We start from the raw sequence: 25,751 nt of genomic DNA, 5'->3' as shown, positions 1-25,751 counted from the left end.
TGCTCTTGTCAATTTGTTTAACCAAGTCCTTTATTATTTTTATTATCACTAAATGTATATACTGAAAACTATGTTATCAAATTTTAGTCGCAGTTTGAGGTAAGTTACTTCCTGTATTGTTTCCATGCGCAAATGTATTCAAGTTAATTATAATTAATGGATATGATCATATCTCTGGAGCATACTAATAATACTATGAAAAGTTTCCATGTAAATTATCTCTTACTTTTATATTGGAATTCAATGAATTTGTTTTATCTTTTGTTAGTCCATCATGTTGTATTGAGATTGCTAAGTTTGGATCCTCCACTTCACCTTCATAAATATCATCTATTGCTAGATCATTTCCATCTCTATTACTAGTTTGATATAAAATTATCTTTGACAATTTCTGTTTGCCTCGCAGTTGGATTTGATGGATCCATATTCACATTAATTAATAAACTTGATGTTCCTACCTCTAAAATTACTTATTGCTTTATATCAAAAGTATAATGTTACATATTTTTGAAATTTACAAATAACTTATATGCTTTACCATTCTTTACACCTGTTAAGGCTTATTCTATTCTGTACGTTATATCATTTGTTGATTTTTAGCATTTACCCCATAAATTTGTTGTTACTAGTATGAGTTACAGAATTTGGCATGTTTGTTAACTTTTTTTAATATTCAAAACCACTTATTTAGTTAATCAATTTAGAGTTTTTCTTTATTTAATAAAAAACCGTACATTTGGTAAACCAATTTGGTAAACCAATATTACGTTTAAAATAAAAACGGTTCACTTTTTGATTTAGTTATAACTATAATAAATTATTACTCTCTTTTTATGAAAAACATAGTCTTTACTTTTATCACCTTTTTTACTTTAGGAATCTTTAGTTTTTTTGCACAAGAAAAATTAGTTTCTAATATCACAGAATATAACAAAACTATAAAATCGGCAAAACCAGGTACTATAATTGTATTAAAAAATGGAGTTTGGGAAGATGTAGAGTTACATGCTTATGGACAAGGTGAAGAAGGTAATCCTATTTTAGTAAAAGCAGAAACTCCAGGAGAAGTAATTATTACAGGAAACTCAACTTTAAATATTTATGGAGAATTTATAATTGTAAGTGGTTTGTGGTTTAAAGATGGTAATACAACCTATAAATCGGTTATTCAGTTTAGAAAAGATTCTAAAATATTCGCAAATAACTGTCGCTTAACAAATTCTACAATTTCTTATTTTAAATCTAAAGAAAATTTAAAAGACCATTGGGTAGATATTTGGGGTAAAAATAACCGAGTAGATCATAATAACTTTACAGGTAAAATTAGTGAAGGAACTACTTTGGTGGTTTGGCTTAAAGGAGAAGAACATGTAGAAAATAATCATAGAATAGATAATAACTTTTTTGGTAAAAGACCAGATTTAGGTAAAAACGGAGGAGAAACAATTAGAATTGGTACTAGTACAAACTCTAAAAAATCATCTAAAACTTTAGTAGAAAAAAATATTTTTTCAAGTTGTGACGGTGAAATAGAAATTATTTCTAATAAATCTGGAGATAATATTTATAGAGATAATTTATTTGTAGGTAGCCAAGGTGCGTTAACATTAAGACATGGTGATAATGCGTTGGTAGAAAGAAATGTTTTTTTAGGAAACGGTGTTTCTAAAACAGGTGGAGTTAGGGTAATCAACTCTAATCATATTATCAGAAATAATTTATTTGTTGGTTTGTTAGGAGATGGCTATAGAGGACCAATTGTCGTGATGAATGGAGTCCCAAATTCACCATTAAATAGATATGAACAAGTAAAGAATGTAGATATTCAGAATAATACGATTATCAATTCTGGGCCAATTTCCTTCGGAGAAGGTAAAGATGATGAAAAAACGTTGGCACCTATAAATACTAATTTTTCAAACAATTTAATTTTTAACGACAAGCCAGGGAAAAATATTTTATTTGTTGATGACGTTTCAGGAATCACTTTCAATAATAATTATATAGATGCGGCAACACCACAAGTTATTAATGGTTTTAATGCAACAAAAATAGATTGGAAAGAAATAGGTTCTTTTCCTCTGCCAACTGCTAAAAATAACGATTTGTTAGTGGTTACTAAAAATAGTAAAAGTCTAGAAAAAGATATCAATAATAATATAAGAGAAGTTTTTAATGCAGGCGCTTTTAATTTGGATGCTAACAATTTACCAAGAGCTTTAAAGTTAAGATCTGGTCCGGGGTGGACACCTAATATTGTTGCTCCAATTATTAAAGCTGAAGAAATTACCGTAGAACCTGGTATAGAAACTTTAAGAAAAGCGATTGATAAAGCGTCTCCAGGTTCTGTTTTAAATTTAAAAACAGGAGAGTATATTTTAGAAAAATCAATTAAAGTATCTAAGAATATTACTATTGTTGGAGATAAAGGCGGTGCTACCATTATAGCGGCCAAAAAAGATTTAGAAAAACCAATTAGTTATTTGTTTAGGGTAAATGAAGGGGTAAACCTACATATTAGCAATGCAATTCTAGATGGTGTAAATTCTGAATTAAAATATGCTATTGTTTCTCCTGATAAACAAGAAGGCGGACTTTATAATTTATTTGTAGATAATATTATCTTCCAAAACTTTACGAATAAAAATGGAGGAAGCGTTTTTAAAGCCTATAATGGTACAAAAGCAGACACGTTAAGTTTTATAAATTCTAGATTTGAAAACAACTATAGAGGGCTAAATTTATCTTATGATAAAGATATTATGGAACTATACAATGCGAATACTATTATTATAGACAACACTGTTTTTAAAAATATAGAAGAAGCAGCAATTAATTATTATAGAAAAACGGTATCGACAGAAATTCCTGGTGGAAATTTAATTATAAATAATTCAATATTTAGTAACGTTTTTAATAACGAAAAAGGTGAAATTATTAGAGCAGATGGAATTAGCAATGTTTCCATTACAAATTCTGTGATTGAAGATAGTTATAAGGTTGTAACACCTGTTTCTCTAAAAGGTTCTAATAATAGTATTTCTAATTGTTTAATTCACAAAAGTGGTTTTGTTAAAATAAGTGATAATGCTAAAAAGGAAAATTTAATTTATAAAAACCCTCGATGGGATGATAATTTCCTTTTTATTCCAAGTGATAAATCACCATTATTAAAAGTAAATAATGATGTAGGTAATATTGGTTTAAAGCAATAAATATATTTTCTGATCATGAAAAACTTTCTTTTTGGTATTGCTTTTTTGACTTTAGTATCACAAACAATTTTTAGTCAGGTTGTATTAAGTGCCGATGGTCCTGGAAATACCTATGAGTTGATAAATTCTGTTTTTGCAAATCCAAATAGAAGTGCTGTAGAGGCTCCAGATTGCAATCATGCAGATTTTGGAAATCATATAGATGAAGTTTTTGATACAGAATTAAATAAAAATGTTTTTCGTTTTCATATTCATGTAACTCCAGATAATGATCGTTGTAAAAAGTTTGATAGACAACGTAATGAAATAAAAACGTACGCAGATTCTCCTGAAACTTTAAAGGCGACAAAAGGAGAAACTGTAACATATAAATGGAAATTTAAGTTAAGTGATTCCTTTAAAACTTCAGCAAGTTTTACACATATTCATCAAATAAAAGCTGTTGGTGGCGCTTATGCATCTATACCTATGATTTCTTTTACTTTAAGAAAAGGAAATCCAGATAAATTAGAGTTAAGATATACAGCAACCAATAATCAGACTACTTTAAAAACGGCAAACTTAGATTTATTTAGAGGGAATTGGGTAGAAGTAACAGAGCATATTAAATTTGATGATGTAGGGAGCTATTCTTTAGAAATAAGAAAGGTTTCTAATAATGAAGAAATATTTAGTTATTCTAATAGCCCATTAGATACATGGCAAGATGGTGCAGAATTTGCAAGACCAAAATGGGGTATTTATAGAAGTTTAAATAATAAACAAGATCTGCAAGATGAAATAGTAAAATATGCAGATTTTAGTATTGAAGAAATTACAGGATTACTTTCTGTTGATGATTTAAAAGCGAAAGCAGAAAGTATTTTATTATTTCCAAATCCAGCGTCTAATGAGATAGAATTTAAAAATGCAGATTCAGATACGTATGATAAAGTTGCGTTGTTTGATAACACTGGTAGAAAAATTTCTATAGAAAAGAGGTTAAATAATAAAAAAATAGATGTTAGTGGTTTTTCTAAAGGATTGTATTTTGTTGTTTTTACAAAAGATTCAATAATAGTAAAAGTATTAAAATGCTATATTAAATAATGCTTTTAAAGCTTAATTAGTTAAACTTAAGTATTTATATTTATTTTTAATTTTTGAAACATAAAATTAATGAGTTCTTAATGAAACTATTAATTCTTCTTAAATAGTTTTAGCATTCCAAAATTAGTAACTATATTTGGTAAACCAATTTGGTAAACCAGTTTTTGTTTTGCCAAATAATTTATGTACTATTTTAAAAACAACATACTTTTTTAGGGTTAGCAGTCTCTAAAAATTTTATAATGGTTTACCCAAAACATATTAACTAAAAGAAAATGAAAAAAACACTTCTAATTATCAGTTTACTATTGCTAATCGTTTCTTGTCAGCAAAAAGTAACTAAAAGTATTGTTGTAACAAATTCATCCGAACTAATAGATGCAGCAAAAAATGCACAGGCAGGAGATAATATTGTTATTAAAGATGGAGTTTATAAAGATGTAGAAATTGTCTTTGAAGGAGAAGGAACAGAAGAAAATCCTATTGTTTTAAAAGCAGAAAATGCAGGTAAAGTTTTTATAGAAGGTGTTTCTAGTTTACAGATAGGTGGTAGTTATTTAGAAGTAAACGGATTGTTTTTTAGAAACGGATATTCTCCGTTTAAAAATGTTATTGGTTTTAGAATTACAGATGAAAATGTAGCAAACTATAGTAAAGTTACCAATTGCGTTATTTTAGATTATAACAGTTTAGAGCGAGATCAAGATAATTTATGGGTGCAACTTTATGGTACGCACAACGAATTAAGTAATAATTATATTGCTGGTAAAACAAATGGAGGACCAACCGTTAGAGTAGATCTAAAAGGAAACCAAAGCATTAGAAATTATCACCAAATTATAAATAATCATTTTGGACCAAGACCTAGAAAAGGTGGTGCAAGAGGAGAAACTATTCAATTAGGAAGTAGTTTTACATCTATGTCTCCAAGTAATACAACCATTGCAAACAATTTATTTGAAGAATGTAATGGAGAAGTTGAAATAATTTCTAGTAAGACAAATTTTAATATCATTAAAAATAACGTTTTTTATAAAAGTGAAGGTTCTGTTGTAACCCGTCATGGAAATTACGTTACTATTGATGGTAATTATTTTATTGGTGATGGTGTAAATAAACAATTTGGTGGAATTAGAATTGTAAATACCGGACACTGGATTATCAATAATTATTTTTATAAAATTATAGGAGAAAATTTTAGAAGTCCATTAGCTATTATGAATGGTATTCCTAAATCGCCATTAAATAGATACAATCAAGTTACCGATGTTGTAGTTGCATATAATACGTATGTAGATTCTAAATCTCCTTGGCAATTTGGTGTAGGTACCAATATTGCTCAAGCAGCTGTATTACCTAAGTCGGAAATTCGTTCTGCAAGAGCGCTTAGAACAGTTGTTGCAAATAACATTATTTACAACAGTGTAGGAGATGAAACTCCAATTATAGAACATGATAAAGCGGATGGAGTAAAATTTAAAAATAATATTATTAATAATCAGGGTGTAGGTTTCGATAATTCAGAAAGAATACAAGCTACCGAATTTGAATTAACAAAATTGAGTGAGCATATTTATATGCCAAAATTAACGAGTGATTTTGATGTTTACAACGGTTTTGGTTTTGAAACTATTAAACATGATATTTTTGGAAACTCTAGAGAAACCTCAAACTCTATAGGAGCAGCAGTTCAAGGATTAATGAAAGATCCCGCAATTTTAGATAAAACAAAATACGGAGCCTCTTGGTATTCTAATGTAGTAGAAGCTGCAACACCAAATGTTTTAGCGGTTACAAATGCTAAAGGTGAATTAGAAGCGGCAATAGCTTCTGCTAAACCAGGTGATGTTATTGCGTTGAGTTCTGGTACATATAAAGTTTCAGCATCTCTTGTTATTAATAAATCAATAACAATTCAATCTAAGGATGATGAAAAAGCGGAAATTGTTTTTGAGGGAGCAGATAATACGCCTTTATTTAACTTGAATCCGTACGGAATTTTAACCATTAATAACATTGTGCTTTCTGGAAACGGAAAACAGCAAGCTTTTGCAAACTTAAATAAAAACATGTCTAACCATTTTGGATTGACAGTTTCTGGATGTGATATTAATAATTTTGATTATGTGTTAAAAGCATACAAACAGACATTTGCAGAAGAAGTAACCTTTAAAAATAGCACCATTACCAATTGTGAAAACGGTATTGAGTTATCTGAAGAAACAAATGATAGAGGAGACTATAATACAGAGTATTTAACGGTAGATAACTGTCAGTTTACAAATGTTAAGCAAAATGTGATAGACTATTACAGAGGTGGTTATGATGAGTCTACTATTGGCGGAAACTTATTGGTTTCTAATAGTACTTTTACAGAATGTGGAAGTAAAGAAGAAAATGGTATGTTGTTAAATCATAGAGGTATTGTGAATGTAAACATTACTAAGAATGTATTTAAAAACAATAAAGTGGAGTTTGTTTCTATTTTATGGGGAGCAAAAAACAACATTGAATCTAATAATACATTAATCAATTCTGGTAAAATTAAAACTGAAGAGAATTTAGTGATGAAATTAATGTATTAATAAAATATATTATACCTCTAATCGTTCTTTTAATTTTTTTTCAATATCCGTTTACGAAGAATATATACAGACAAAAAAACAATTGAATTGTCTGATTTTCTAAATGAGTTTATGTTTTAAAGGTTATAAGTAATGACTTAGTAGGTTCTATAAAAATAATTATTGAGTAGTTTTTTGAATTATTACTTTAAAGGCCCATTTATTTAATATAAATGGGCCTTTTTTTTTGGTTTTTTATAACATCAATAATGTAAAAAGATGAAATTCTGCCTGTAAATTATGTTAAATTCACTATTTTATATACTATTATTTTGTTAAAATACTAATTAGCCATATATTTGGTACACCAATCTGGTTAACCAATTTTAATTTCAATTTATATATGAAAAAATTTAGCATACAATTAATAGCTCTTTTTTTTATTAGTTTTATTGCGATCTCTTGTAATAAAACAACAGAGAATGCTAATGATGACGTAGAAAATGAGGGTTCACATCCTAAATTGATTTTAACCAAACAAGGTGTAGATAACATCAGAAAAAACTTAGGCAATGTGCCTATTTTTGATAAAACGTTAGCAGATACAAAAGCAGAAGTAGATGCCGAAATAGAATTAGGAATATTAGTTCCTATTCCTAAAGATTTATCTGGAGGTTATACGCATGAACGTCACAAGAAAAACTTTATAATTATTCAAAAAGCTGGAGTCTTATTTCAGATTTTGAATGATGAAAAATATGCAAACTATGTTAAAGATATGTTGTTTGCGTATGCAAAATTATATCCAACATTACCTGTACATCCACAAACAAGATCTTATGCAAGAGGTAAAATATTTTGGCAATGTTTAAATGATTCTAATTGGTTAGTGTATTCTGCACAAGCTTATGATTGCGTTTATGATTGGTTATCAAAAGAAGAAAGAGAAACATTAGAAAAAGATTTATTTATTCCGTTTGCTAAATTTATATCAGAAGGTAATCCACAGTTTTTTAACAGAGTACATAACCATAGTACTTGGGGTAATGTAGCTGTTGGAATGATTGCTTTGGTTATGGACAACGATGAATTGTTAGACAATGCATTAAACGGCTTAAAAACGGATAATTTAAATACTGGAATGAGAGACAATGATGGTGGTTTTATTAAGGTTGAAGGATTAAGGTTAGGTTTTTTCGGAAACTTAGACGAACCTTTTTCTCCAGATGGTTATTATAATGAAGGTCCTTATTATCAACGTTATGCCATGTATCCTTTTTTAATTTTTGCAGAAGCATTACACAATGTAAAACCAGAATTAAAAATATTTGAATATAAAGATGGCGTTTTATTAAAAGGAGTAGATGCTTTACTAAACTTATCAGATGCAGATGGAGATTTTTTTCCATTAAATGATGGTCAGAAAGGAATGTCTTATTATACAGCAGCGTTGGTTTCTGCAGTAGACATCGCTTATAAGTTTGGAGGAGAAAACCCTGAGTTGTTAAGCATTGCTAAAAAACAAGATAGAGTTGTTTTAGATGATACGGGTTTAGCAATTGCAATAGGAATTAAAGAGGGCTTAGAAAAACCTTTCACAAAAAAATCTGTTAATTTATCTGACGGTAAAAAAGGAGACGAAGGAGGAGTTGGTATTTTAAGAAGTGATAATTTAGAGTTGGTATATAAATACGCTTCACATGGTTCTAGTCATGGTCATTATGATAAACTATCTTTCTCTTTACATGAAAAGGGGAATGAAGTATTACAAGATTATGGTTTAGCTCGTTTTGTAAATATTGAACAAAAAGGTGGAGGTAATTATTTAAAAGAAAACCAAACATGGGCAAAACAAACCATTGCACATAATACGATTACTGTAAATGAAGAAAGTCATTTTGAAGGAAAGTTTGAGATTGGAACAAAGCACCACTCAGATTTGTACTTTTATGATGATAAAAATCCTAATATACAGATATTAAGTGCAGCAGAGGTAAATGCGTATCCTGGTACGGAAATGCTTAGAACCCTAGCCTTAATTAAAGATGAAGATTTTGAAAGACCATTTACAATAGATCTTTTCAAAATAAAATCAGATAGTAAAAAACAATATGATTTACCTTATTATTATTTAGGTCATATTATGAAAACTAATTTTGAGTTTGAAACGTATGATCAACTAAATCCTTTAGGAAAAAAGAATGGTTATCAGCATTTATGGAAAGAGGCTTCTGGTAAACCGGCAACAGATAATACGGTGTTCTCTTGGAAAAATAAAGATTTATTCTACACATTAACAACCGCTTCCAATGCAAATGATGAGTTAATTTTGGCAAGAATTGGTGCCAACGATCCTGAGTATAATTTACGTAAAGAACCTTCTTTTATTATCCGAAGAAAAAATACTCAAAATACCACTTTTGCTTCTGTAATAGAGTCTCATGGTAGTTATAGTTCTGTTTCTGAACTAGCTTTAAATGCATATAGTAGTATTACAAACTTAAAAATTGTTTTAGATACAGAGGCATATACTGCAGTAGAGATTATTACGAAGAAAAATACAACCAAAATTTTTATAATCTCTAATAAAGATAATTCTACAGATAAAAATCATATAATTAAAATAGGCAATAAGGAGTATAATTGGAAAGGTTCTTATTATTATAAGTAAATAAAAAAAATAAATAAAATGGGAAAAATGAATAGATTTAGTGAAAAGTACGTGATTTCTAAAGATTTAGATTGGGAAGTATTAGGTGGAGGAGTTTCTAGAAAATTTTTAGGTTACGATAATCAAATTATGATGGTAAGCGTAAAATTTGAAGAAGGAGCATTAGGTGCACCACATCAACATTTTCATACGCAAGCTACTTATGTGGTTTCAGGTAAATTCGAATTTGAAATTGACGGTGTAAAGCAAATTGTAGAAGCAGGAGATGGGGTTTATATAGAGCCTAATTTATTGCATAGTGCTGTTTGTTTAGAAGAAGGACAATTAATTGACACATTTAGTCCTGTAAGAGAAGATTTCTTAACTGGAGATGGACCTTCTTATTTTGCAGACAAGAAGTAATACAATAATCTCTTAAGGAAGATTTAATGAGGTGATAGACGTTACTATTACATCAAAATATAGCAGTTTTAATCTTAAAGGACATTTAAGATTAAATGTTTTTTAAAGAAAAATAATTCAAAACAATTAACAATGAACTTAAAAATTAAGTTAGTATTTATTGCAATGCTTCTTTTTAGTGCAATAGGATTTGCGCAGGAAAGTGTTACAGTAACGGGAAATGTTATGTCTAAAACGGATAGTGAGCCTATATTAGGGGCTAATGTTATCCTGGTTGGAACAACAAAAGGAACAAGTACCGATTTTGATGGTAATTATAAAATTACCGTGAAGTCTGGAGATGTTATTCAGTTTTCTTACTTAGGTTTTAAAACGAAAACGGTAACTTTTACAAATCAAAAAACAATTAATGTAGCCTTAGACGAAGATTCTAATATTTTAGATGAAATTGTTGTAGTTGGTTATGGAAATCAAAAACAAAAAAACGTAACAAGTGCTTTAACAAAAGTTTCTGGAGAAGATCTTCAAAACCAAGCAGTAGCACGTGTAGAAGATGCTCTTAAAGGTAGAGTTGCAGGTTTAAGAATTCAAGTAACTTCTTCTGAAGCGGGTGGAGATCCTAAAATTACATTAAGAGGACCTGGTTCTGTTACTGGTTCTTCTTCTCCTTTAATTGTGGTAGATGGAGTAATTCTAGGTACAGATTCAGATATTTTAGGATCTATAGACAATAATAATATTAAATCTATTAGTGTTTTAAAAGATGCATCTTCTGTGGCTATTTATGGTTCTCGTGGTGCAAATGGTGTAATTTTAGTTACTTTAAAAGAAGGGATTTCTGGTCAAACAAGATTTTCTTATAACAGCTTTACAGGATATAAATATTCTGATAACAACAGCAACTTTAATACAACAATAGCGCAAGAAAGAGCAAGGTTAGATGGTTTACAGAGTCAGGTGAGTGCAATATCAGTAAACAGCCCTAATTATGGTAGAATTGTTGGTGATAACGCAAATGCAGATAATGGATCTTATAATAATGCTTACGCTGAGTTAGAAGCTATGGAATTTATTGCTTCATTAGGAGGTGGTGAAACAAATTGGCAAGATGAAATTTTTGATGGTGGTTTTATACAAAGTCATTCTTTTGCTGCCAGAGGTGGTTCTGAGTTAACTAGTTATTCAGCTTCTTTAGGTTATTTAGAAGATGAAGGGATTGTTTTAAATGATGATTTTAAAAAATACAATGCTAGAGTTAAGATTGATAGTAGATCTAAGAATAAAAAAATAAAATATGGTGCAAGTATACGTGTTAATTATAATGACCAAACTAAGGTACCTGCAAGATTTACAGATCCATTAAGACAAATGGGGCATGTGCCATTATATTTAAATGAAGAACATTTAAAATATGTAACTCCATTTTCTACAGAAGTAGGTGTTTCTACAGATGCAGGAAAATTATTTGAAAACCTTGGTGTAGGAAGTTACGGTTTTTCTAGAGCTTTTGATCATACGTTTACTGCAGATCCTAGCAACCCAAGAAGTATTCTTAGAGATCCAGCTACTGGCTTACCAGTTGCTAGTGGTTTAACATCTGGTGGTTTAACATTATCTACCACTAAAAACGTACATCCTTTGGTACATTATATGGAAAGATCTAGAACTAAGAAGAAATTAAGTTTAAATGCATCTTCTTATATCGATTTTAAATTAGCAAAAGGACTTAATTTTAGACAAACTATTTCTGGTGATTTTAGACACAATAAAAGTAACGAAGCAGATTATTTATATGGTCAAGAAAACAGAGATCAAGAATCTTTTAGATTAGAAAGAAGAGATGAGTTAAACCAATACACATTCGAGTCATTACTTAAATATGATACAAGTTATAAAAAACATAACTTTAATTCAGTATTAGGATTTGAGTACATGCAAAGTGATAATTATAGACAAGAATCTGAAGCAGTTGGTTTCTCTAACGACTTTAACAATAATATTGCTATTGCAGATGGAGGAACAACATATACAGATAATGCAAGCGAAAAATTAGTTTCATTTTTTGGTAGGTTAGATTATAACTATGATGAAAAATATTTGTTTCAATTATCTGTACGTAATGATGCAAGTACAAGATTTGGTCCAGATTCTAAAAACGGATTTTTCCCTGCTGCATCTCTTGGTTGGGTTATGTCTAATGAAAAATTCTTATCAGACAGTAATTTAATATCATTCTTAAAAGTAAGAGCAAGTTATGGTCTTTCTGGTTCTAACCAAATTTCTAATAACATATTCGAATCTCTTTACAGGTTTGAAGAAGCATATAGTACAATTAGCTATGATGGAACAACTGGTGTAAAAGCAACAACTTTAGCAAATCAAATTTTAGGTTGGGAAAAACTAAGAGAATTTAACCCAGGTATAGATGTTACTTTTGGTAGAGGTCTTTTTAGCTTAACAGCAGATTACTATATTAGAACAAGTGAAGATTTATTACTTTTTGCTCCATCTGCTGCTGCTTATGGTACAGACAATTGGTTACAAAACCTTGGTGAAGTTAAAAATGAAGGAGTAGAATTTGAGGTTAGTTCTAGATTGATGTCTAAAGAAGACTTCCGTTGGAGTGTTTCTGGTCAGTTTTCTTTAAATAGAAACGAAGTAACAAGCTTAGGAAATAACGAACAAATTATCTCTAGAATTGATCAAGATACAAGACCAACTGAATTTATTGCAAAAGTTGGGCAGCCAATTACTTCTTTTTATGGATGGGTATATGAAAAAGAAATTCCTTTAGAATGGGTAGATAACCCTTTTAATAGATTTAATAATGATTATGCAGATGTATATGTAAAAGATTTAAACGGAGACGGAATTATTGATGATGATGATAGAACAGAATTAGGTAGTCCTTACCCAGATTTTGAATGGGGTTTTAATTCTGATTTTACTTTGTATGATTTCGATTTTTCTTTTCAATTACAAGGTTCTCATGGAGCAGAAGTTAGAGTTGCAGATTTAGACCAATTGTATTACGCAAGTGAGTCTGCCGTTAACGAAGTATCTAATTTTCCGGATAGAGACTTAACAGTTCATAGAAGATTTACTGATGACCACATTCAAGATGCATCTTTTGTAGCTTTAAGAAATGTAACTTTAGGATATACATTACCAGAATCTTTTACATCAAAATATAATTTTGATAAATTAAGATTTTACATAGCAGGAGAAAACTTATTGTTCTTTACAGCTAAAGGTTATGAAGGATTTAATCCAGAAGCAGCAGGTCAAACATCAGACAATGCGAATACGCCTTTAACAGCAGGATACCAAAGAGGAGATGGACCTATAGTTAAAACAATTTCAGCGGGAATTAACTTTCAATTTTAAATAATTATGAAAAATATATATAAAAATATAATAGTTGGTTTTTCTTTTATAGCTTTATTGACAAGTTGTGAAACAGAACTGGACTTAAGTAATCCTACAGCACTTTCGCTAGAGGAGTTACTACAAACAGATGATGGATTTATAGCATTATCTAATGGAGTTTTAGATTCTTATCAAAAAATTCCTGCAAATGAATTCTTATTAACAGAATTAAGGTCAGATAATGTTAGAGCAAATTCAGAAAACGGAAACTTTCCTGCAATTAATGCATTTAATGTAGATGCAAATAATGGAGATGTAGCAACATATTATTCTAATAATATGCATACAATTAAGCATGCAAATACTATTATTGATAATAAGTTTTTAGCACCAGAAAGTCAACAATATACTGTTGGTGAAGCTTACTTTATGAGAGCTTTATGTCACTTTAACTTGGTAAGAGCATATCAAAACATACCTTTTATAGATAAAGTATTAGATGTTACAGAAAAGGAAGCTTTAGATTATCCTCAATTACCAGAAGCAGAAGTGTATGCTAAAATTATTGAAGATTTTAAAACGTCAATTGCTTACTTAAACAATGCAGAACAAAATAGATATCGCCCTTCTAAAGGAGCTGCAATTTCTTTAGCTGCAAAAGCATATTTAAGTCAACCAAACCCGAACTATGTAGAAGCAGAACTTTTATTAGCTTCAGTTGTAGAAAACAATGTTACCTATAAATATGATTTAATGTTTACAGAAAGAGCTGCTGGTTTATCAGATCGTGATTATTATGCAACTTTAGCTGTAGATTATGGGCATATTTTTGGGAATGAATTTACGGGTGATTTTTCTGAATCAAATTTAGAATCAGATCCAGTTCTTGATGGAGATTGGGTTAATAACTCAGGTCTTGAAATTAACAACGAAATTATTTTTTCTATAGCTTACGATCTTGTTAGTAGTGATAACTATGCAACTAGTGATAGTGGTTTAGGTGATCAAGTAGAAACAGATTCAGAATCTCACAGTTTTGCAATGACTTTACAAGGACCTTCTAACGGTGTAAATATTGCAACTTTAGAATTCTTAGAAGTAATGAATCCAACAGCACAACCGGTAAGATTTCCTGCTTCTATTATGTCTTTAGGGTATAGCGCTTTTTTAGCAAATAATACTGTAGATGTCTTTAATGCTAAATATCCTACGGATGGTGAAATTGGAGATAATGATTGGATTGTTTTAAGATATGCCGATGTGTTGTTGTTATATGCAGAAGCTATTCTTGGAAACTCAGATAGTACTACAGACCAAAGAGCTATAGATGCTTTTAATCAAGTGAGACTAAGAGCTGGTTTAGAAGAGGTAGTAAACTTAACAAAACAAGACTTATTAGACGAAAGAAGAGTTGAGTTTGTATATGAAAACCAACGTATGTATGATTTAATAAGATTTGGAGAAGCAGATAATGTGTTGTCTAAATTTTCTACAGACAATAGTTTAAATTATACTAGTGGAAAGAAATACCTTCCATTCCCACAAAGAGAAAGAGATAATTTGCCTAATTTTTATAAACAAAATGATGGATACTAAAAAACACTCAATTATGAAAAAATATTTGTTTAACTTAAAATATATTGTGTTAGGGACAGTAATTTCTCTAACCTCTTGTGTAAGTAACGACTTACCAGAAGTGGGCGATTTAGAAGATTTTACAAGTCCAACACCTTTTTACAATTCAACAGATATTACAACATCTGAGTTTGATTGTAATGATGTGGAATTATGGGCTAATTATGAAGTTAATTTTCAAGCAGGTTCTAATTTAGCTGTAAATGGTACACAGTACGATTGGACAGTAACACCGTCTGAAGGGGTTACTTTAGTAAATAAAGACCTACCAATTCTTAAGCAATCTATAGATGCAGAATTAGCAACTGTGGTAGCATTAGAAAATGAGATAGCTAAAATTGAGTTTAAATTACCATGTGAAGTAAATGAAGACAAAAAAGCGGTCTTAGAAGCTTCTATTGAAAGTTTAAAAGTTCAGTTACAAGCAGCTAAAGATGAGGTTTCTGCAGAAGTTACAGAAAATGTTGCTGCTTTAAATACACAAATTTCAGAATTAGCACCTGCAACATTACAAGATCAAGAATTAATTTTTTCTTTTCCTGGTCCAGGTACATATACTATTGGTTTAACGGTAACAGACAACCTTGGTAAATCTGCTTATACAGAAAAATTAGTAACTGTAAATCAAGCTGTACCAACCATAGCGATACCAGAAATTGGAGAGCCAGGTTTTGATGATGGAACTTTATTTGATGGAACAGGAGACGGTAGAGATTCTTGGAGATCACCTAGTACCGCAAATTGGGGAGGAGTATTTCAAATCAACTCAAAATCTGAGTTAGGTGTATTGCCTTCTGGTTTACAAGCTGCTAAATTTCCTGCAGATGGTAGTAGAGTAGGGTATCAAGAAATTGAGGTTACTCCTGGAGCAACTTATGTGTTAACTTATTTTAGTGAGTTAGATACCAATAATGCAGGAGACGTAACGGTTTCTTTAATCAGTCCAAATGCTACAACACTTGCGGAGTCTAAATTAGAAGCTAACATTATTGCATCTAGAACAGATAGTAGTGACGGACGTGTAGATGATGTATTTAAAAAACATGCTATTACGTTTGAAGCAGGTCTTAATGAATCAGTAATTATTTTACTTACTAATTCTGGTACAGAGTGCAGGCTAGATGCTTTTGATATAATAGTTAAACAATAATAGATTCTAAAATTTAATATTATGAATTATAAAAAAAATAAAAAATTCAATAGCAGTATTTTTGCACTGTTTTTTGTGTTTCTAGGTCTTGTTTCTTGTTATGACAACGGGTATGAAGAGTTTGTGCCACCAACAGGTAATGTAAATGATATACAACCATCTACACTTTTTACAACAAGTACAAGTGCAGATGATACCATGTCTATTGTATTTAGAAGTTATTCTACAGATGCTGCTTCTTATTTATGGGATTTTGGTGATGGAACAACTTCTTCGGAAGCAAATCCAGATTATAAATATACCAATGGTGGAGAGTATAAAGTAAAACTTACTACTACAAGTTCAGATGGTTTAATAGCTGTAGATTCAGCAACAGTAGCTCCTGTTTTTGTTGATTTTAATTTTACTTCTATAGATTCTAAGGTAACTTTCGAAAATTTAACTTCTGGTGCAAAATCTTTAGTTTGGAATTTTGGAGACGGAGAAACTTTAACATGGGACTCTGAAGAAGATACGGAATTAGATTCAGATTTTAATCCTTCTCATATTTATAAAACAGCAGATATTTTTGAAGCAACTTTAACAGTAACTAATTTTTTAGATGCTGAGGTTTCAGTTTCAAAAAATATTGAAGGATTGGTTTTATCTACAGTACCAGATTTTACTTTTGATGTAAATGGTCTTACTGTTCAGTTTACAGACGCTTCTCTTTTAGCAACTACACATAGTTGGGATTTTGGAGACGGAACTACATCAACAGAAGTGAGTCCATTACACACTTTTCCGGCAGAAGCTACGTATGATGTAACTTTAACAACAACTAACGAAGCAGGTGTTTCTAAAAGTGAAACAAAAGCGGTTCCTGTAGGGGCTGTAAAACCTACTTTTAAAGCAATTGTTCAAAACGGTACTGCCGATGATTTTCAGGGAGTAACAGGTGATAATGCCGATGCTTGGGATATGACTCCAGGTAAAACAGTTGTAGACGATGTTGCTGGTGAAATAGATAGCCCTTATAGAGCATTATGGAATAATACCGCTCTAAATGCTTATATAGATGGAGCTTTTGGTACAAATGAACAACCAGGTTCTTCTAGTGATGGTTCTTATGTGAACGGAGAAAAAACAAGAGCTGTTAAACTTTCTAATGATTCTAGACGTTTATACCAACTTGTAGAAGTAGAAGCAGGTGTTGTGTATTCTTTTACTATTGATACTCGTTCTGAAGCAGAAGGAATCAATACCGAAGTATTCATTTTAAATAATGAAATTACTACGGAAGAAGATATCAATACAGACCCAGCAAATAATAGTAATGTTGATGCCTATTTTGATATTACTAATGATTTTAATTCAAGTAAAGGATCTTCATCTGAGAATACATTTACTACTACAACATTTACTTTTAAGGCTACATCAAATATTGTTGTAATTTATGCGAGAGCATTAAAAGCGGTAGATAGTAGCAATGAGGTATTTATAGATAATATTGATATTATAACTCCTGGCTTTTAATTAATAAGGACTATATCACAATGAAATAACACTTGTTTTATTTCATTCGAAGGTAAAGAAGTAGACAATTTTGTAAGTCTATCATAGAATAAATAACACACATTATAGTTTTTAAATAATGTGTGTTATTTTTTTTTTGTACTAATTTTTAACCATTAATGCGCTTATAAAATCATGAAATTTAATTTTTAAACTTGTAATTATTCAAATTTAGGAGCATATTTAAGTATGATATCAATGGTGGTTTTTTACCTATATTTTAGTTTTAAAAATCAATATATTAAGGATGATTTTTATGTAGAGTAATAATATTTCACTTCTTTTTTTGACTTTTTTTTTATTGAAATAGGTGTTTTAATATTTACATATCTAAATAAATCAGGTTGAAGTTTGACTGATAAGTAGCCTTTATCAGAAAATAATACCCATTCTTTCATTTTAATCTTTTAAATGATAAATATCTTACCGATTTATTCCTAATAAATCACTCTATTTGTTAAGTATAAATGCTAAATAAAACAACACTTAATTTACCTCTTAAATACTTGTAAAAAGACTTATAAAAAATACTTCGATTAAGGTTTTTTTGAATCTCTACTAAATTTTAGTTCTTCTTTTTTTTGATAATTTATAAGCTTTAAAAGTGATGTTATTGACAATAAAATAATACTGAAATTTAAGTAAATAGTTAACTCGTTTTAAGTCAGTTTCATTTTGAATAAAAAACAAATAGTTGCTTTTTTATTGTAAATATAGTTTTCTAATTGATGTATTGTGTGTGGTTTTAATTGGTTGATTTTCAAGTATATTGTTTTGTTTTTTTAATGTTTAAGATAGAAGGTTAGCTGTTTTTTTAAACATTTTATTTTTGGTTTTATTGACTTTTAAAATTAAAATTATTTATAATAATTTACTTTAATATTATGTTGTTTTTAGCTTTTTTATTTATACCTACAAGAGGATAAATTAATTGGTAATTAACGATTAACTTCTTAGTGAAAATAATTATTATCAAGTGAACAGTTTGTTTAGAATCTTAAGTAGAATAATCTTCAATAAAACATAATTTGTCATTTTAATTAAATTACAATAGTTTAGTGAATTAATTAATAAAGTGTTTTATAGGTAAAAAAAATAGTATATCTTTGAAAAACTGAAACTGGTAAACCAATTTGGTAAACCAGAAGTAAGCTTATTTTAGATGTTCTTTAAAAACCAATTTATTTTAACTATAAAGTAGCAGTATTTAAAGTTTAAAAGGTTAATTAAAGTTTCTAGAATTATAATAAATAATTCAAAACAATTAACAATAAGTGTAACGGTTAATTTAATTTTTATGACAACGTTTCTTTTAAAATTAATGTTAGTAAGTCATAAAACTATAAAATTTGAATAAATGAAATTAGAAGTGCTTACAAAAAATGAAAATCAGAAAATCCAGGATTTAATAATTAAAGGAATTAAAGAACTTATTAATTATAAAAATTTAGAACCTGGAGATAAATTACCTTCTGAAAGAATGCTTTCAGAAAAGTTTGTAGTGAGTAGAAGTAACGTAAGAGAAGCGATTCAGAAATTAGAATTTTATGGCCTTCTAAAATCCATCCCACAAAGTGGAACATTTGTAGCTAACATTGGTGTTATTGCTATGAATGGTATGATAGACGATATTTTAAGATTAGAAAAATCTGGTTTTAAATCACTCGTAGAAACTAGAATACTATTAGAATTAAAGACTGTAAGATTAGCTGCTTTAAGGAGAACGGATGATGATTTACAAAAAATAGAGGAAGCACTACAAGCACACAAAGAAAAGGTGCTTAATGGAGAAGACGCTGTACAAGAAGATTTGCTATTTCATTTAGCAATAGCAAAGGCTTGTGGTAATAGTACTATGAATACATTTATGTTGATTATTACTCCAGAAATTATCACGAACTTTAAGGAGCACCATGTTTGTGATGCAGACTTAGCACATAGAGGAATAGCGGATCACCAGGCTATTTTTGAAGCTATTAAAGCTAAAGACCCTCAAATGGCAAAACTAAAAATGAAAGAGCATTTTAGAGAGCTCTATACATATTGTTATAATGTTTAATTAAATAAGTATATAAAATGAAAGTAAAAGGATTACGTTGGTGGGTCGTCGCATTGATTGCTATAGCTACTATTATTAATTACATTGACCGAACATCATTAAGTGTCCTTTGGCCAGAAATAGCCAAGGATTTATATCCCGGGCATACAGCTGATGAAACGAAAGCAATTTATGCTCTTATTTCAATTATTTTCGTATTTTCTTATGCTTTCGGACAAGCAATATTTGGAAAAATATTTGATTGGGTAGGTACACGATTCGGGTTTGTTTTGTCTATTGGTGTGTGGTCTGTTGCTACAGCATTACACGCATTGGCTCAAGGAGTTTTAAGTTTTGGTATATTCCGTGCAATCTTAGGAGTTTCTGAAGCAGGAAACTGGCCAGGTGCTACAAAGGGAAATGCAGAATGGTTTCCTACTAAAGAACGTGCGCTTGCACAAGGTATCTTTAACTCAGGTGCTGCGATAGGTGGAATTATTTCCATTCCGTTAATTGCTTTTTTAACAGTGTATTTTAGCTGGAAAGGTATATTTATTTTAATTGGTTTAGCAGGTTTACTATGGTTGGTGCCTTGGTTAATTTTAGTAAAAGCACCACCAATAAATCACCCATGGATTACAGATGAAGAGCGTGATTATATTTTAACAGGTCAAAAGAATGAAGATTTTGATGGAGATGGTGTAAATGATCAAGAGTACAATCCTGATACAAAAGAGTTATTAGGTCACAAAGAAAGTTGGGGTGTAATATTAGCATCAGCATTTATTGATCCTATCTGGTGGTTGTTTGTTTTTTGGATACCAATCTATTTAAATGAAGTGTATGGTATGGATGTGAAATCTATAGGACTTTATGGTTGGGTACCTTATGCAGGAGCTATGTTAGGAGCTTGGTTTGGTGGTCTATTGGCCCAAAACAGACTTAAAAAAGGATGGTCTATAAATAAGACCAGAAAAATGGTAATTACATTAGGTTGTTTAATAATGTTACCAGCATTATTAGCTATGGCTAGTCCTGGAGGACCAACAACTGCAGTAATTATTATGGCTGTTATTTTATTCGGATTTCAAACAGCAATTGGAAATGTTCAAACTTTAACAAGTGATTTATTTAGTGGAAAAACAGTAGGTACATTATCTGGACTTTCTGGTATGGCTGCTAAACTTACTGCTGCTGGTTTAACATATCTAGTACCTTGGTTAACAAGTGGAGGTAATTATACACCAGCATTTATTATTGGTGCAGCATTAGCTATTTTAACTTTAGCAAGTGTTTGGATATTTATACCAAAAGTTAAGTCTATCTCAAAAATAGTATAACATAATTAATTTTTAAAATAATTTAAATGAGTACATTAAACAACAAAGTTGCTGTAATTACTGGAGCAACAGGAGGAATTGGTTTTGCAGTAGCAAAAAGATTAGGAAAAGATGGTTATACTGTTATATTAAACGGTATAGAAGATGAAGCAGGAGCTAAAAGAGTAGAAGAGTTAACTGCAGAAGGAATTACTGCAGAGTACTATGGTTTTGATGTTACTAAAGAAGAAGAAGTAACAGCTAACATCAATAAAATTGGTGAAAAGTTTGGTAAAATTGATGTGTTAGTAAATAACGCAGGTGGTTTAGGTGGTAGATCTAGATTTGAAGAAATGACAACTGAATTTTACAGATTTGTAATGGCTTTAAACTTAGACTCAGCATTTTTTGCTTCTAGAGCAGCAATTCCTTTTCTTAAGAAAAGTGACAATGCTTCAATCGTTAACTATACTTCTAACGCTGGTTGGAACGCAGGTGGACCAGGAGCAGGAATCTATGGTACTTCTAAAGCAGGTGTTCATGCAATTACAAGAGCATTAGCAAAAGATTTAGCAGAATATGGTATTAGAGTAAATGCAGTATCTCCAGGTACTATTGATACTCCTTTCCATGCTCAAATTAAAGCTACTAAGCCAGAAGTTTTTGCTTCTTGGGCAAATAGTATTATGTTAGGAAGATTAGGTCAGCCAGAAGATGTGGCAGGTGTAGTTGCTTTCTTAGCGAGTAAAGATGCAGCTTTTATTACTGCAGAAACTATCCAAATTGGTGGTGGTCAAGCATTAGGGATCTAATTAAATATTTTTTTTATACAGAACTCCTTTACATTATATGTAAAGGAGTTTTTTTTGTTCTAATTTTTTGAATCAATAATTATTGTAAATACTTGTTTGTATTTAATCATAAATAATTTAGTACAATTTTTAGTTTACCCTTCTAGTGAATTTTAGATGTAAAAGTTTAAGAAAATTATTACTTTATTTTTTGTAATTCTAATTACGCTTCAGTCTAGAAATATGTTTGCCTCACAAAATCAAATGACTGTTGTGTATTTCTCATTCTTTAAAAGTTGTTTGTACTTAATGAACAATTTATGTTATCTACAATGTGGTTATTAGGATTAGTTTTTAATAAAACAATCATAAAAATTACATAATCATATTATTTCTTAGGATAATTAAGCTCAGTCTGCAAGCTTAATTCTTTTAATTATGCGTTCAACTGATCATCAACAGAACTCTTAAATGGTCTTAAAAACGTTGATATTGGTTAAAATTACCTCAATAATAGCTTGCTTTTTTATTTGTTCAAATTAATGTCATCTCTTTGTAATAGTGGGGTTTATGTGTTTCTTTGAAAGTGATTAGAGTTTTTAGAGGTTAATTTAGAATATTTTAGAGTTAATATATTGTTAATTCAAATATAATTGTATATTTGGAAAACCATATTGGTTAACCAGTTTGGGTGACCAAATTGGATTACCAATTAAAAATATAACTCTTTAATTAATTAAAATTAAATTTTATTATGTCGAAACACAACATTATTAAAAAATTAAGTACATGCTTCTTTTTGTTAGCATCGCTTTTTGCTTTTTCTCAGCAAAAAGTAACGGGTACTGTAACAGGAGGTGTAAGTGAAGGCTTGCTACCTGGGGTTAGTATTCAAGAGAAAGGAACAACAAATGGTACTTCAACAGATTTTGATGGAAACTATTCTTTAACAGTTTCTAATGGAGATGCTACTTTAGTTTTTAGCTATTTAGGTTTTGCACCGCTAGAAGTAAAAGTAGACAACAGAAATAATATCAGTGTAAATTTAGTAGAAGATGCTAGTGCACTTGATGAAATTATTGTGGTAGGTTATGGTACTAGTAAAAAATCTCACCTTACGGGTTCAATTTCTAAAATTGGAGGAGAAGATCTTGCATCTGTTCAGGTTGCACGTGTAGATGAGGCTTTAACAGGTAAGTTATCTGGTGTTTTAATTCAAAACCAAAGTGGAGAGCCAGGTTCAGATCCAAAAATTCAAATTAGAACAGGATCATCTCTTTCAAGCAATTCAGATCCGTTAATTGTTGTAGATGGATTTCCTATTTCTGGAAATTTAGCAACAGTTAATCCAAATGATATTGAAAGTATGGAAGTATTAAAAGATGCTGCTTCTGCTGCTATTTATGGTTCTTTGGGTGCAAATGGTGTAATTTTAATTACTACTAAAAAAGGGAAGACAGGGAAATTAAATTTCAGTTATAATGCCTATACAAGTGTTTCTAGAAAATATGTGAAAGACATTGATATGCTTAAAACTTCTGGAGAATGGGCAAAAGAATTGCAAACAGATGCTTATGATCTTACACAAACAGATGCTGGATTATTAGAGTATAGGTTATGGGGTTATGAAAATGCACCAGATGTGGTGAGTATGGAAGATTGGCTTTTTCAAGATGGTTCTACAACAAGTCACGATTTTAGTGTGAGTGGTGGATCAGAAAATATAAAAGCATTTGCTTCTGTAGGATATTTAAATACTGAAGGTATTGTTAAAGGACAAGGTTATGAAAGATTTAACGGACGTATGAATATTGATGCTAATTTGAACGATAAGTTTAAGGCAGGATTAAGTATGAATGGGTTTTATGGTAACCAAGATATTGTGCCTTGGGAAATGAGAGACCTTTTAAGAGCATATAGTATTAGTCCTATTTATCATACACAAGCTTCAATAGATTTTGTTCAAGAATTAGATACTAGAAGACAAGCATTAGCTGACTCTGGTTTTACAGGTAATAATATTGGTCGTTCATTTGACCAAGATTATAGAGGTATAGGTTTAGATGCTACAAGTATTTATGATTTACAGCCAGGTGATGTTGCTCATGATTGGCAATATGGTAGAAATCAGAATGGTATTGGAGGAACTGGTGATGCAGGTGTAGCTGCTAAATTTGACAATTCAGAAAGAACTAAAAAAACATTTTATGGTAATGTAAGTTCTTATTTACAATATGAAATAGCTGATGGGTTAAATATCAAAACCATTTTTGGAGCAGATGTACAAGATGTACAGTTGTATTATTATAGAGGAATATTATCAGATGGTCAACAACGTTCTAATCAGACTGCTTTAGACATCTCAGATATTAAAAAATCTACCATTTTAAGTACAACTACTTTAGATTACGCAACAGTAATAGCTGATAAGCATGATCTTTCTGCTGTAGTTGGAGTTGAACTTGTAAGTACAAAATTTAAAGGTTTAGAATCTTATGGATCAAATGTGCCGATTAGTTTACCTTTAAATTACTCTTTATTTAATGCGGAAGATGTAGTGTCTAACAGAATTGATGAAGTGCAAGCAAGAAGAGGTATTTTTGGTAGAGTTGCTTATGCATATGACGATAAATATTTAGTATCTGCATCAATTAGAAGAGATGGTGATTCTCGTTTTGGAGCAAATGAAAAATATGCAGTATTTCCAGCAGTTTCTTTAGGTTGGAATGTACATAAAGAAGATTTTTTACAAGACAATGAAACATTAAGTACATTAAAACTTAGATTTAGTATGGGATCTTTAGGGACTTCATCTGATTTAGGATCTTACAGTTCATTAAGTGTTTTAGGAACTTCTTCAACTGCTTTTGGTACAGGGTTCTTAATTCCTGATGAAGTTGCAAATGCTGATTTAACTTGGCAAACAAATAAAGAAACTAATTATGGTGTTGATACTGGATTTTTAGATAACCGTTTAAAATTTAGTGTAGATTATTATACATCAGATGTGAATAACATGTTGATTCAACAAAGTGTTTCTGAAGTTCTTGGTACAGATCAGGTTAGACTTAACCGTGGAGATATTACTAGTTCTGGTTTAGAGTTAGAATTAAATGCTAGAATTATCCAAAATGATGAGTTTACTTGGAGCATGGGAGCGAATTTATCTACTGTTAATTCAGAAATTACAAGTTTAGGAGCTGTAGACGAATTACCTCGTCAAATATATGGAGGTCCTAGTGGTAGAGGTGTTGAGTTTAGAAATTATGTTGGTGGAGAACTTGGTGAAATGTGGGGATATGAAAGCGCAGGTCAAGTAGAATCTATTTATATAGAAGACCCAACAAGATCTATTGGTTATACTAGTGGTGTACAATACGTAGTAGATCAAAATAATGATGGTCAAATCACATATGAAGATGATTACGTAAAGTTAGGTTCTGCTACTCCAGATTTTTATTGGGGAGTATCAAGTAATATGAATTATAAAGATTTTGATTTATCATTCCAGTTGCAAGGATCTCAAGGAGCAGAATTATATAATATCGATCCTATCTATTGGCAATCTCAATTCCGTGATGCAACAAACACTGCTTTTGATGCTAATAGTGACGGTATTGCTGATAATAATGGTAAACATTATTTACAAACTAGAGATGTACATGGAGCTTTAATTCAAGATGCATCATACATCGCACTAAGAAACCTTACTATTGGTTATACTCTTAATTCAGATTTTACAAGTAAAATGGGTATTGGCTCATTGAGATTATATCTTGCAGGTACAAATTTGTTATATATAATGGGTAATGATTATACTTCATTTAATCCTGAAGGGATTGAGACCGAAAATAGTAACTACGGAGGTCCAACAACTTACGGATACCAAGAAGGTGCAAGTCCAATTGTTAGAAGTTTTACTTTTGGATTAAATGTTAATTTTTAATTAAGAAA

At 30.3% G+C, this 25,751-nt stretch carries 14 protein-coding genes; 13 read left to right on the top strand and 1 reads right to left on the bottom strand.

Annotated elements, in window-relative coordinates; genetic code table 11:
- Window positions 1–833 precede the first annotated feature (833 nt).
- The 9 genes from WHD08_RS09050 to WHD08_RS09010 all read left to right on the top strand — a co-directional run bounded on the left by WHD08_RS09050 (window position 834) and on the right by WHD08_RS09010 (window position 17,610).
- Entirely contained in the window at window positions 834–3,215 is a 2,382-nt protein-coding gene (locus WHD08_RS09050; protein ID WP_208891057.1) for a polysaccharide lyase 6 family protein, read from the top strand.
- Window positions 3,216–3,230: 15 nt separating this feature from the next.
- Window positions 3,231–4,304 carry a T9SS type A sorting domain-containing protein gene (locus WHD08_RS09045; protein ID WP_208891058.1) on the top strand — a complete coding sequence of 358 codons (1,074 nt, stop codon included), beginning with the start codon at window positions 3,231–3,233 and terminating at the stop codon, window positions 4,302–4,304.
- 275 nt (window positions 4,305–4,579) lie between these two features.
- Window positions 4,580–6,889 carry a chondroitinase-B domain-containing protein gene (locus WHD08_RS09040; RefSeq protein ID WP_208891059.1) on the top strand — a complete coding sequence of 770 codons (2,310 nt, stop codon included), beginning with the start codon at window positions 4,580–4,582 and terminating at the stop codon, window positions 6,887–6,889.
- A gap of 382 nt (window positions 6,890–7,271) precedes the next feature.
- On the top strand, window positions 7,272–9,539 hold the full coding sequence (locus tag WHD08_RS09035; RefSeq protein ID WP_208891060.1) for an alginate lyase family protein: 2,268 nt from the start codon (window positions 7,272–7,274) through the stop codon (window positions 9,537–9,539).
- Window positions 9,540–9,566: 27 nt separating this feature from the next.
- Window positions 9,567–9,941 (top strand): cupin domain-containing protein, encoded by a 375-nt coding sequence (locus WHD08_RS09030; RefSeq protein ID WP_165733157.1) that lies wholly within the window; start codon window positions 9,567–9,569, stop codon window positions 9,939–9,941.
- Between the two features lie 132 nt (window positions 9,942–10,073).
- The gene (locus tag WHD08_RS09025) at window positions 10,074–13,328 is read left to right on the top strand and encodes a SusC/RagA family TonB-linked outer membrane protein (RefSeq protein WP_208891061.1); all 3,255 of its coding nucleotides are present in this window, start codon (window positions 10,074–10,076) and stop codon (window positions 13,326–13,328) included.
- A 6-nt stretch (window positions 13,329–13,334) separates the two neighbouring features.
- Window positions 13,335–14,906, top strand: coding sequence for a RagB/SusD family nutrient uptake outer membrane protein (locus tag WHD08_RS09020; RefSeq protein WP_165733155.1), 1,572 nt, complete (start codon window positions 13,335–13,337; stop codon window positions 14,904–14,906).
- 13 nt (window positions 14,907–14,919) lie between these two features.
- Complete coding sequence (locus WHD08_RS09015) at window positions 14,920–16,095, top strand: hypothetical protein (protein ID WP_240915472.1); 1,176 nt, start codon at window positions 14,920–14,922, stop codon at window positions 16,093–16,095.
- 21 nt (window positions 16,096–16,116) lie between these two features.
- A complete protein-coding gene (locus tag WHD08_RS09010) occupies window positions 16,117–17,610 on the top strand; it encodes a PKD domain-containing protein (RefSeq protein ID WP_208891062.1) in 1,494 nt (497 codons plus the stop codon).
- Window positions 17,611–17,903: 293 nt separating this feature from the next.
- Here WHD08_RS09010 and WHD08_RS09005 read toward each other — a convergent pair whose 3' ends face one another.
- On the bottom strand, window positions 17,904–18,047 hold the full coding sequence (locus WHD08_RS09005; protein WP_208891063.1) for a hypothetical protein: 144 nt from the start codon (window positions 18,045–18,047) through the stop codon (window positions 17,904–17,906).
- A 959-nt stretch (window positions 18,048–19,006) separates the two neighbouring features.
- On the opposite strand from WHD08_RS09005, the gene WHD08_RS09000 reads away from it, so the two are divergent.
- The 4 genes from WHD08_RS09000 (at window position 19,007) to WHD08_RS08985 (ending at window position 25,743) form a co-directional block, all read left to right on the top strand.
- Complete coding sequence (locus tag WHD08_RS09000; RefSeq protein WP_165733153.1) at window positions 19,007–19,708, top strand: FadR/GntR family transcriptional regulator; 702 nt, start codon at window positions 19,007–19,009, stop codon at window positions 19,706–19,708.
- A 17-nt stretch (window positions 19,709–19,725) separates the two neighbouring features.
- The gene (locus WHD08_RS08995) at window positions 19,726–21,027 is read left to right on the top strand and encodes an MFS transporter (RefSeq protein WP_165733152.1); all 1,302 of its coding nucleotides are present in this window, start codon (window positions 19,726–19,728) and stop codon (window positions 21,025–21,027) included.
- A gap of 26 nt (window positions 21,028–21,053) precedes the next feature.
- The gene (locus WHD08_RS08990; protein ID WP_165733151.1) at window positions 21,054–21,818 is read left to right on the top strand and encodes an SDR family NAD(P)-dependent oxidoreductase; all 765 of its coding nucleotides are present in this window, start codon (window positions 21,054–21,056) and stop codon (window positions 21,816–21,818) included.
- A 733-nt stretch (window positions 21,819–22,551) separates the two neighbouring features.
- Complete coding sequence (locus WHD08_RS08985) at window positions 22,552–25,743, top strand: SusC/RagA family TonB-linked outer membrane protein (RefSeq protein ID WP_165733150.1); 3,192 nt, start codon at window positions 22,552–22,554, stop codon at window positions 25,741–25,743.
- The last annotated feature ends 8 nt before the right edge of the window (window positions 25,744–25,751 follow it).

Origin of the sequence: Polaribacter sejongensis, assembly GCF_038024065.1 — a bacterium.
GTDB classification, from domain to species: Bacteria; Bacteroidota; Bacteroidia; order Flavobacteriales; family Flavobacteriaceae; genus Polaribacter; species Polaribacter sejongensis.
Note: the sequence above shows the minus strand (reverse complement) of the source record. Positions and strands in the feature narration are given on the sequence as shown.

Excerpts from the sequence above, each read along its gene's own strand:
- WHD08_RS09050 (WP_208891057.1), top strand. The coding sequence starts at position 834 with ATGAAAAACATAGTCTTTACTTTTATCACCTTTTTTACTTTAGGAATC.
- WHD08_RS09045 (WP_208891058.1), top strand. The coding sequence starts at position 3,231 with ATGAAAAACTTTCTTTTTGGTATTGCTTTTTTGACTTTAGTATCACAA.
- WHD08_RS09040 (WP_208891059.1), top strand. The coding sequence starts at position 4,580 with ATGAAAAAAACACTTCTAATTATCAGTTTACTATTGCTAATCGTTTCT.
- WHD08_RS09035 (WP_208891060.1), top strand. The coding sequence starts at position 7,272 with ATGAAAAAATTTAGCATACAATTAATAGCTCTTTTTTTTATTAGTTTT.
- WHD08_RS09030 (WP_165733157.1), top strand. The coding sequence starts at position 9,567 with ATGAATAGATTTAGTGAAAAGTACGTGATTTCTAAAGATTTAGATTGG.
- WHD08_RS09025 (WP_208891061.1), top strand. The coding sequence starts at position 10,074 with ATGAACTTAAAAATTAAGTTAGTATTTATTGCAATGCTTCTTTTTAGT.
- WHD08_RS09020 (WP_165733155.1), top strand. The coding sequence starts at position 13,335 with ATGAAAAATATATATAAAAATATAATAGTTGGTTTTTCTTTTATAGCT.
- WHD08_RS09015 (WP_240915472.1), top strand. The coding sequence starts at position 14,920 with ATGAAAAAATATTTGTTTAACTTAAAATATATTGTGTTAGGGACAGTA.
- WHD08_RS09010 (WP_208891062.1), top strand. The coding sequence starts at position 16,117 with ATGAATTATAAAAAAAATAAAAAATTCAATAGCAGTATTTTTGCACTG.
- WHD08_RS09005 (WP_208891063.1), bottom strand. The coding sequence starts at position 18,047 with ATGAAAGAATGGGTATTATTTTCTGATAAAGGCTACTTATCAGTCAAA.
- WHD08_RS09000 (WP_165733153.1), top strand. The coding sequence starts at position 19,007 with ATGAAATTAGAAGTGCTTACAAAAAATGAAAATCAGAAAATCCAGGAT.
- WHD08_RS08995 (WP_165733152.1), top strand. The coding sequence starts at position 19,726 with ATGAAAGTAAAAGGATTACGTTGGTGGGTCGTCGCATTGATTGCTATA.
- WHD08_RS08990 (WP_165733151.1), top strand. The coding sequence starts at position 21,054 with ATGAGTACATTAAACAACAAAGTTGCTGTAATTACTGGAGCAACAGGA.
- WHD08_RS08985 (WP_165733150.1), top strand. The coding sequence starts at position 22,552 with ATGTCGAAACACAACATTATTAAAAAATTAAGTACATGCTTCTTTTTG.